12 protein-coding genes are annotated in these 8760 nt (G+C 76.4%); 4 read left to right on the top strand and 8 right to left on the bottom strand.

The window, feature by feature from the left end; genetic code table 11:
• The 3 genes from ICW40_RS18475 to moaA all read left to right on the top strand — a co-directional run.
• A partial coding sequence (locus ICW40_RS18475; protein WP_260459438.1) for a molybdopterin-binding protein occupies window positions 1-312 on the top strand: 312 nt, incomplete at its 5' end.
• Window positions 309-758, top strand: coding sequence for a molybdenum cofactor biosynthesis protein MoaE (locus ICW40_RS18470; protein ID WP_221655464.1), 450 nt, complete (start codon window positions 309-311; stop codon window positions 756-758). The genes ICW40_RS18475 and ICW40_RS18470, both read left to right, overlap by 4 nt.
• A complete protein-coding gene (gene moaA, locus ICW40_RS18465) occupies window positions 755-1759 on the top strand; it encodes a GTP 3',8-cyclase MoaA (protein ID WP_221655463.1) in 1005 nt (334 codons plus the stop codon). The genes ICW40_RS18470 and moaA overlap by 4 nt, the downstream gene beginning before the upstream one ends.
• 223 nt (window positions 1760-1982) lie before the next feature.
• Here the strand turns inward: moaA and ICW40_RS18460 are convergent, their stop codons facing one another.
• The 8 genes from ICW40_RS18460 to ICW40_RS18420 form a co-directional block, all read right to left on the bottom strand.
• A complete protein-coding gene (locus tag ICW40_RS18460) occupies window positions 1983-3644 on the bottom strand; it encodes an HNH endonuclease signature motif containing protein (protein WP_221655462.1) in 1662 nt (553 codons plus the stop codon).
• A 271-nt stretch (window positions 3645-3915) separates the two neighbouring features.
• Entirely contained in the window at window positions 3916-4227 is a 312-nt protein-coding gene (locus ICW40_RS18455) for a winged helix-turn-helix domain-containing protein (protein WP_221655461.1), read from the bottom strand.
• Window positions 4224-4676: a hypothetical protein gene (locus ICW40_RS18450; RefSeq protein WP_221655460.1), complete on the bottom strand. Its 453-nt coding sequence runs from the start codon at window positions 4674-4676 to the stop codon at window positions 4224-4226. Before ICW40_RS18450 ends, ICW40_RS18455 begins: the two co-directional genes overlap by 4 nt.
• 79 nt (window positions 4677-4755) lie before the next feature.
• Window positions 4756-5037 (bottom strand): MoaD/ThiS family protein, encoded by a 282-nt coding sequence (locus tag ICW40_RS18445; protein WP_221655459.1) that lies wholly within the window; start codon window positions 5035-5037, stop codon window positions 4756-4758.
• Window positions 5034-6080, bottom strand: a complete 1047-nt coding sequence (locus ICW40_RS21220; RefSeq protein ID WP_308121903.1) for an NTP transferase domain-containing protein — start codon at window positions 6078-6080, stop codon at window positions 5034-5036. Before ICW40_RS21220 ends, ICW40_RS18445 begins: the two co-directional genes overlap by 4 nt.
• Window positions 6077-6544: a cyclic pyranopterin monophosphate synthase MoaC gene (gene moaC, locus ICW40_RS18430; RefSeq protein WP_221655458.1), complete on the bottom strand. Its 468-nt coding sequence runs from the start codon at window positions 6542-6544 to the stop codon at window positions 6077-6079. The genes ICW40_RS21220 and moaC overlap by 4 nt, the downstream gene beginning before the upstream one ends.
• A 43-nt stretch (window positions 6545-6587) precedes the next feature.
• Window positions 6588-7832, bottom strand: a complete 1245-nt coding sequence (locus ICW40_RS18425; protein ID WP_221655457.1) for a molybdopterin molybdotransferase MoeA — start codon at window positions 7830-7832, stop codon at window positions 6588-6590.
• A 55-nt stretch (window positions 7833-7887) separates the two neighbouring features.
• A complete protein-coding gene (locus ICW40_RS18420; RefSeq protein WP_221655456.1) occupies window positions 7888-8364 on the bottom strand; it encodes a DUF2249 domain-containing protein in 477 nt (158 codons plus the stop codon).
• 15 nt (window positions 8365-8379) lie between these two features.
• Here ICW40_RS18420 and ICW40_RS18415 point away from each other — a divergent pair.
• Window positions 8380-8760, top strand: a 381-nt coding sequence (locus ICW40_RS18415; protein WP_221655455.1) for a helix-turn-helix domain-containing protein, incomplete at its 3' end; no start/stop codon positions are given.

Raw genomic sequence — 8760 nt, 5'->3', positions numbered from 1 at the left:
GCCCTGGCCGACGGCGCCCGCGTCGTCGTGAGCAGCGGCGGCACCGGCGTCGGCCCCCGCGACCGGACCCCCGAGGCGACGCGCGCCGTCGTCGACCGGGAGCTGCCGGGCCTCGCCGAGGCGATCCGGCGCACGGGCGCCGCGCACCTGCCGAGCGCCGTGCTCTCGCGCGGCCTCGCCGGCGTGACGGACGGGGGCGCGGTCGTGGTCAACCTGCCCGGCTCGCCGGGTGGCGTCGCGGAGGGCCTCGGTGTGCTCGTCCCCCTGCTCCCCCACCTGCTGGACCAGCTGGCGGGCGGCGACCACTCATGACGACGGCACGCACCTCGCCGCCCGGCGCCCGCCTCGCGGCCGTCACGCAGGACCCGCTCGACGTCACGGCGCACCTCGCTGCGGTCGAGCACGTCCGCGCCGGCGCGGTGGCGACCTTCGTCGGTCAGGTTCGCGACCACGACCCGTCGGTCACCGGCGAGGTGGTCGCGCTCGACTACTCCGCACACCCCGACGCCGGCGAGGTCCTCGCTCGCCTCGCGGACGAGGCCGCCGCGCTCGACGGCGTCCTCGGCGTCGCGGTGAGCCACCGCGTCGGCCTCCTGCGCGTGGGCGAGGCCGCCGTCGTCGCGGCGGTCGCGACCGCGCACCGGGAGCTCGCCTTCTCGGTGTGCCGCGACCTCGTCGAACGCGTCAAGGCGGAGCTGCCCGTGTGGAAGCGCGAGGTCCTCGCCGACGGCTCGCACGTGTGGGTGGGGTCGGCATGACCGCCGTCGCGCCGCTGGTCGACCGCTTCGGCCGCGTGCACCGGGACCTGCGGATCTCGCTCACCGACCGCTGCTCGCTGCGCTGCACCTACTGCATGCCGGCCGAGGGGGTCCCGTGGCTGGCCGGCTCGACCATGCTCAGCACGGACGAGCTGGTGCGCATCGCCCGGGTCGCGGTGGAGCAGGGCGTCACCGAGATCCGGCTGACGGGCGGCGAGCCGCTGCTGCGGCCGGACGTGGTCGACGTCGTGCGCCGGATGGCCGCGCTCGAGGGCCCCGGCGGTGCGCCCGAGGTGTCCCTCACGACCAACGCCCTGAGGCTCCCGGCACTCGCGGCGCCCCTGCGCGACGCGGGCCTCGCGCGCGTCAACATCAGCATCGACACGCTCGACCGCGAGCGGTTCCGCGCGCTCACCCGGCGAGACCGCCTGCACGACACGCTCGCGGGCATCGCGGCCGCGGACTCGGTCGGCTTCGCACCGATCAAGCTCAACGCCGTGGCCATGCGGGGTGTCAACGACGACGAGGTCGTGGACCTGGTGCGGTACGCCGTCGAGCGCGGCTACCAGATGCGGTTCATCGAGCAGATGCCCCTCGACGCCGGGCACACGTGGGACCGCACGGCGATGGTGACGCAGGCCGAGATCCTGGCGTCGCTGCGGACGGCGTTCGAGCTCAGCGAGGTGCCCGGGCGGGGGTCGGCGCCCGCGGAGCTCTGGTACGTGGACGGCGGTCCGGCGACGGTCGGCGTCATCGCGTCGGTGACGGCGCCGTTCTGCGGCACGTGCGACCGCGTGCGGCTCACGGCCGACGGCCAGCTGCGCTCATGCCTGTTCGCGCGCACCGAGACGGACCTGCGCACGCTGCTGCGCGAGGGGGCCGAGGACGCCGTGCTCGCCGCGGCGATCCGCCGCTGCCTGGCCGGCAAGAAGCCGGGGCACGACATCGACGACCCGACGTTCCTGCAGCCCGACCGCCCGATGAGCGCGATCGGCGGCTGACGGGCCGCCGACCGCTGACGGCGACTCCGCGACCGCGCTCCGACTCCGCGACCGCGCTGCGACTCCGCGGCCGACCTGCGACGCCGCGACCGAACTGCGACTCCGCGGCCGAGCTGCGACCCCGCGGCCGAGCTGCGACTCCGCGGCCGAGCTGCGACTCCGCGGCCGAGCTGCGCCTGCCGACCGGACGGCGGCCGAGGGCAGACCCGCCCCTAGGGGCTGATCAGGGCAGCACCTCACCCGGCGAGGGTTCGACGTCGAACAGGGCCTGGCCGGACGGCTCGGCCGCGCGGGCGTCGGCCGTGGTCGCTGCCCTCCGCCGCTGCGCCGGTGCGCGACGGGTCCAGCTCTGTCGCTCCGGCGCGCGCGAGGTCGCCGACGGCCCGACGGGTGGTCGTGACGGGACGCGCCCCGGCCTCGGCGAGGGCGTCGACGTCGACGTCGACGTCGACCGTGGTGGCGGTGGCGGTGGCGGTGGTGGTGGTGGTGGTGGTGGTGGCAAGGATGACCGCGGTGGTTGCGGTGGCGATGTCGACGAGGGCGACGGATCCGGTGGCGACGTGCCGGTGCTCGCGCCGCCGACCTGGCGCCCGTCGGGGCGCGTGAAGGCGAAGCCGCGGTGGACGCGCTCGATGCGCAGGTCCTGCCGGTGGACGAGGTCGTGGTGGTACCAGCACAGCAGGACGCCGTTGGCGATCGACGTCGGACCACCGTGGTCCCACCACCGGATGTGGTGCACCTCGCCGAGGTTCGGGGCAGCGGAGCAGCCGGGGTACCGGCAGTGCCGGTCACGGGCGATGATCGCGCGTCGCAGCTGCTTGGTGTACGTGCGCTCGGCGCGCCCGACGTCGAGGACCTGACCGTCGGGGTCGAACACGATGCGCGTGACCTCGGAATCGCACGCGAGGCGCGCGAGCACGGAGGCGGGCAGCGGCTCACCGGAGTCGAGCTCGGCCGGTGTCACGAGCTCGGGCTCGAGCCCGGTCGCCGTGGCGCTCGTGCGGCCAAAGCCGGCCGACACGTCGGCCGTCACGCGCTCGAGCGTCTCGAGGGTCACGTGCACGTTGAGGTGCGGGCGGATCTGCGCGCCCTTCCCGGCCAGGCCCCTGTCGAGCACGAGCCGCATCGCGCCGCTCAGGGCGGCGGCCTGTCGCTGCTCCAGCGACCGGTCGTCGTCCTTCGCCGGGACGCCGGCGACCGCGCGGATCGCGGTGGCCAGCAGCTCGCCGTTCTCGTGCGTCAGGAAGCCGGTGATGGCCAGCCCGTCCGGGCGCCTGCCCAGGACGAGCGACTCCTTGACCACCGCCGCGGTGTGCTCCTGCTCAGCGGCCTGCCCGTCGATCGCGACCGCCCACCGGTTGACGAACCTCCGGAAGTCGTCGGCCGGCAGCTGACGCGCCCGCTCGACGAGGAACGCCTCGTTCCGGTCGGGGAGGTCGCTGCCGAGCGCGGCCTGACGGGCGGGCGAGCTCAGCGCGACCTGCGCGAGGACGTCCGCGTGGGAGGCGGTGATCTCACCGGTCACGACCGCAGCCCTCGCCGCCGGCAGCTGTCCGAGGGTGCGGCCCAGCACCAGCTCACGGCGGGCCGCGCCGAAGCTCGTGCCCTCACGTCGTGCCGCCCACCCGGGGAGGGTGCGGTCCGCGCCACCGGCTGCCCACCGCCCGTCCGCCTCGACCGCCGCCAGGAGCATCGCCTTCGCGGCGTGGACCTGCCCCTCGACGACCCCGAGCACGCGCCGTGCGGCAGCGGCGGGAGGGCCCGCCACGTCACCGAGAGCGAGCCGTGCGAGGTCCGCCGCGGCGGCCGCGAGGCGGCCCAGTGCCTCAGTCAGCGCAGCCTCGGTGAGGTCCGTCGGCCCGCCGACGTCGATGCCTGCCGCCATGCCGTCACCCCCACCGTTGTCGCTCCCGCGGACTCATACAAGTGTACGAAGGGGCACTGACACGGTTCGGTGCGGCCGCCCGAGAAGTCGATGCCGTCCCCGCGGGACACCCGGGACGCCCGGGACGCCAGGGACGCCCGGACGCCAGGACGCCCGGACGCCCGGACGCCCGGACGCCCGGGAACCGGACGACGCGGACTCCCCGCACGCACGGGACACCGGCACGAGCCGGACGACCCGCATCACGAGGGCGCCGCGGCGCCGACGGTCGTCAGGCGCCGCCGGCGATGGCGCGCAGGGCCTCGAGATGCCGCTCGTAGGCCTCACGACCGGCGCGCGTCAACGACAGCCAGGTGCGCGGGCGCTTGCCGACGTAGCCCTTGCGGACGGTGACGTAGCCGGCGGCCTCGAGCTGCGCGGCCTGCTTGGACAGGGTCGGGTCGGAGACCTCGATCGTGTCCCGCACGTGGCCGAACTCCGCCTCGTCCACCTGCGCGAGGGCCGCGACGATGCTGAGGCGCACCGGCGCGTGGATGACCTCGTCGAGCCGGTGCCGGGCGTGCTGACCGGGCGACGCGCTCACCGGCCACCTCGGGCGATCACGGCACCGGCGACGACGCTCGGGGCGGCGGTGACGAGCGCCGCGACGAGCACCATGGGCCAGGTGTTCGGCGCCGTCTGGGCGCTCAGGTTGAGCCAGGGCGTCACGAGGACCAGGGCGATGATGAAGGACGCGGCGAACCCGATCCTGGACCATCGGCGCGCGCGGCGCGGGACGGTCCGGGCGGCGCGCTCGACGAGCAGGAACTCGGCGAGCAGCACCACCACGGCGACGAGCGACAGCAGCAGGTACTGGCTCTCGGACACCATGTTCCGCGCACCCATGAGGAGGCCGATGGTCACGCCGTAGACCACGGTCCCGACGGCGTGGACCCGGCGGTCTCGGGCCGAGGCCAGCGTGCGCCCCTCGATGGTGGCGAGCTGCTGCTGCGCCTCGCGCTGGTCGATCGGGTGCGGCTCGTGCGTGTCCATGGGTCTCCTCCGGTGGTGCTGTGCGGTTCGAGACCCATCAAAGCAACTAGTTTCCCACCTGGCAAGTACTTGCCCGGGCTCAGCCGCCCGCGAACGGAGGGAGGACGTCGAGGGTGGCGCCCGCGGGCACGACGTCGTCCCCCTGGACGCGCCTCCCGTCGGCGAGCAGGGTGCAGCACGTCAGGACGCGCTGCAGGTCGGCCCCGTGCGCCGCGACCATGGCCGCGCGCACGGCATCCGCGGTGCCCGCGGGCACGGGCTCCGTCGTGACGCCTGCGGCCTCCGCCGCAGCGGCGAAGTAGCGCACGGTCACGGACGACGTCGTCGTGACGGGCCCGCCGGCCGGGTCGAGGGCGGTCACAGCGCGGGCGGGACGGCGCCCGCCGGTCCGGGGCCGCCTGTGGCGCCCTGCTCCTCGGCCTCCTCGACCGCCGCCGCCCACTCGGCGGCGAGTGCGCCGACGCGGTCGACGACCCGGTCGAAGGCCTCGCGGTCACCCCCGCTCGTCGCGACGGCGTAGCCGGCGAGGAACGCCGTGAGCGGCACCGCGGGTCGCGCGACGCTGTGCGCGACGTCGCGCGTGACGTCGAGGAGCGTGTCGACGTCGAGCGCGTCGGGGTCGACGCCCAGGACGTCGGCCACCGCGACGACCCACCGGTGCAGGTCGCTGCCGCGCAGCACCGGCCCCGCGGGCGGGACCGCGAGGAGCGCGTCGGCGGTGGGCGTCGGGGCGTCGGGGCTGGTCTCCGCGTCCATGGTGTCCCTCCGGTCGGGCGGGCCTGCGGACCGCGCCGTGAGCAGCGCGTCCAGGCGCTCGACATCGTCCCACGTGTCGGCGTCGGCCCCCTGGTCGTCCGGATCGGCGACGGCCACCATGGCGAGCCGCTCGCGCAGCCGGCGCACGGCGACGCCGTGCACGCCGCCGTCGCGCTCGAGCGCACCCAGAGCGCGGCGCAGCGCCGCCCGCCGGTAGACCGCGACCAGCTGGGGCCGGCCGCCCGCGTCGACGAGGTGCGCCCCGTCGGCGCCCTCTCCGAGCGCCGCGAGCAGGTCGGGCACGGCGAGCGCCGCGAGCGGCACGTCGCACGCGAGCACGACCACGGGCACGTCGTCGGACGGCGCGGCGGACGGCGCAGAGGCCGGCACACCCTCGCGCCCGTCCAGCGCGGCGAGGCCCGCGGCGATCCCGGCCACCGGCCCTCCCGACGGCGGGTCCTCGCGGACCACGGTCACGCCCGGGCGCGCGAGTCCCGGCGGTCCGACCACCACGACGCGGCGGGCCCCGCGAGCCGCGTCGAGCGCACGGTCGAGCAGCGTGCGGCCGGCGACGACGACGTCGGGCTTGCTCGCGCCGCCCAGGCGACGGGCCTCCCCGCCCGCCAGCACGAGCACGTCGAACGTCACGGGCGGTGCCAGTCCCCCGACCGCCCGCCGGACTTCGCGACGAGGCGCACGTCGGCGATCGACGTGCTCTTGTCCATCCCCTTGACCATGTCGACGACCGCGAGCGCGGCGACGCTCACCGCCGTCAACGCCTCCATCTCGACGCCCGTACGGTCGGCGGTCCGGACCGTCGCGGTGACGTCGACGCCCTCGTCGACCACCTCGAGGTCCACGACCACGCCGTGCACGCCGATGACGTGCGCGAGCGGCAGGAGCTCGGCCGTGCGCTTGGCGGCGCTGATGCCGGCGATCCGGGCGACGGCGAGCACGTCCCCCTTGGGGACGTCGCCGGAGCGCAGGGCGGCGACGACGTGGGGCGCGCAGCGGACGCTGCCTGCGGCGGTCGCCTCGCGGACCGTGGGCTGCTTGCCGGTGACGTCGACCATGCGGGCGTGCCCGGCGTCGTCGAGGTGCGTGAAGGTCATCGCCGCACCTTCCGTCGCCCTACGCCGATCACCGCTGAGCCCATCACCGCTGAGCCCTCATGAGGCGCACCCTATCCCCGGGCTCGACGCGCTCGACGTCGGCCGCGACGACCGCCAGCGCCTCCGCGCGCGCGAGCCCCGCGACGAGGTGGGAGCCCGACCCTCCCCGCACCGCGGGCCGGACGCCCGCCACGGTGGGACCGTCCCCACGCCGGGCCGTCCCGCGGAGCGTGACGGGCATGTACTGCTCCCGGCCCGGCGGGCTCGACCAGCCCTCGAGCGCGATCGCCGTCTCGTCGTCGCCGCCCGGCGCGAGGCCACGGAGCACGCGCAGGGCGGGACGCACGAAGACCTCGAACGACACGAACGCGCTCACCGGGTTCCCCGGCAGCGCGAGGATCGGCGTCCCGCGGCGCAGACGGCCGAGCCCCTGCGGCTTGCCGGGCTGCATCGCGACCGCGACGAAGGACATGCCGGCCTCGCCCGCGAGCACCTCCTTGACGACGTCGTACGCACCCATGCTCACGCCGCCCGACGTGACGACCAGGTCCACCGCACCGTCCTGCTCGTCGAGCGCTGCGCGCAGCGCGTCCGCGTCGTCCGGCACGGCGCCGACGCGCACGACGTCGCAGCCCGCAGTCCGCACCGCCGCCGCCAGCAGGAAGGAGTTGGAGTCGGGGATCTGCCCGCGCGTCACGGGCGTCCCGGGGACGACGAGCTCGCTGCCCGTCGAGAGCACCGCGACACGCGGGCGGCGGTGCACGACGACGTCGCCGCAGCCGACCGAGGCCGCCGCTGCGACCTGCGTCGGGCCGAGCAGCGTGCCGCGGGCGAGCACGAGCTCCCCGGCCACGACGTCCTCCCCGGCGCGCCGGACGTGGGCGCCGAGCACGGCCGGCGCGCGGACGGCGACGACGTCGGTCCCGGCGTCCGTCCGCTCGACCGGGACGACGGAGTCCGCGCCGGGAGGCACGGGCGCGCCCGTCATGATGCGCGCGGCCGTGCCCGGGGCCACGACGGGCTCCGCCGCGCTCCCGGCCGGCAGGTCCGCGAGGACGGTGAGGCGGACGGGGGCCGCGTCGGACGCCGCGGCGACGTCGTCCGCGCGGACCGCGTAGCCGTCCATCGCGGAGTTGTCCCAGCGCGGCAGCGCCTCGGGCGCGTGGACGTCCTCGGCGAGCACGTGGTCCGCCGCGTCCACGACGGGCACCCGCACGGCCGGCAGCGGCGCGACGAGCGCCAGCACCTCCGTCAGGTGGTCGGCGACGGCACGGGGAGCGCTCTGCATGGCGGCCAGTATGTCGGCAGCCGCCGACACGCCCCGGCCGAGCCCGCAGCAGGGCTCAGCAGCAGTGACCGGCCACGCGGGCGATCCGCACGCGCCACAGCTCCGGCCCCTCGGCGAGGTACGTCCACTCGATCTGGCCCGGCTCCTCGGCGTCGAGCTGGTAGCGCAGCGGCTTGGGGTCGTGGTCGTTGGCGAGCACGAACGCCTCGCCGGGCTCGAGCGCCGCGACGGCCTCGAGGATCCGGGCGTGCCGCTGGGGCGGCAGGAGCCGCCGCACGTCGAGGTCCTCCGCGCCGGCCTCGCCCGCACGTGCCTGCGCGCCTCCGGCAGCACCGGCGGCCACGCCGGCGCCGTCCGCCTCGGCTCCGCCGCACCCGCAGCCGCCGCAACCGCAGGCACCCGCGCTCTCGTCGGTCGTGGTGGCGATGAGCTGGAGCTCGGGCAGGGTCACGGCGGTCTCCCGGAGGTCGGCGGGCGCAGGTCGGCGCAGCGTGGGAACGGGTCGTTCCGGCTTGTTTCTACGCCTCTTCATGGAGAAAATGCAACCGTGCCCGTCCCCCGTTCGGACCCCGCCGTCCGCCAGCCGCCCGGTGCGCGGCGTGCGGCGCTCCTCGGGCTGCTCCGCGACAGTCCCGGACCCTTGTCGGTGGCGGAGCTCGCGGCGGCCGTCGGCCTCCACCAGAACACCGTCCGCGCGCACCTCGACGTGCTCGTGCGCACCGGTCGGGTCGTGCGCCGGACCGAGCCCCGCCGCACACCCGGCCGCCCCCGCGAGGTCTACGAGGCCACGGGCGCGCCCGACGGCGACCGCAACTACCAGCTGCTCGCCCAGGTGCTGGCGACACGGCTCGCCGAGCTGTCGCCGGACCCGGCCGGCGCCGCCGTCGAGGCGGGCCGCCGCTGGGTCGAGCACGCGGCAGCTCCGGCC

This window comes from Actinotalea ferrariae (genome assembly GCF_019733465.1).
Taxonomy (GTDB): domain Bacteria; phylum Actinomycetota; class Actinomycetes; order Actinomycetales; family Cellulomonadaceae; genus Actinotalea; species Actinotalea ferrariae_A.
The sequence above is the reverse complement of the archived record's forward strand: the minus strand, read 5'-3'. Positions and strand labels throughout refer to the sequence as shown.

What these genes read in the sequence shown, in the direction of transcription:
- ICW40_RS18470 (WP_221655464.1), top strand. Translation starts at nt 309, where the DNA reads ATGACGACGGCACGCACCTCGCCGCCCGGCGCCCGCCTCGCGGCCGTC.
- moaC (WP_221655458.1), bottom strand. Translation starts at nt 6,544, where the DNA reads ATGACCTTCACGCACCTCGACGACGCCGGGCACGCCCGCATGGTCGAC.
- ICW40_RS18450 (WP_221655460.1), bottom strand. Translation starts at nt 4,676, where the DNA reads ATGGACACGCACGAGCCGCACCCGATCGACCAGCGCGAGGCGCAGCAG.
- ICW40_RS18460 (WP_221655462.1), bottom strand. Translation starts at nt 3,644, where the DNA reads ATGGCGGCAGGCATCGACGTCGGCGGGCCGACGGACCTCACCGAGGCT.
- ICW40_RS18420 (WP_221655456.1), bottom strand. Translation starts at nt 8,364, where the DNA reads ATGAAGAGGCGTAGAAACAAGCCGGAACGACCCGTTCCCACGCTGCGC.
- moaA (WP_221655463.1), top strand. Translation starts at nt 755, where the DNA reads ATGACCGCCGTCGCGCCGCTGGTCGACCGCTTCGGCCGCGTGCACCGG.
- ICW40_RS18425 (WP_221655457.1), bottom strand. Translation starts at nt 7,832, where the DNA reads ATGCAGAGCGCTCCCCGTGCCGTCGCCGACCACCTGACGGAGGTGCTG.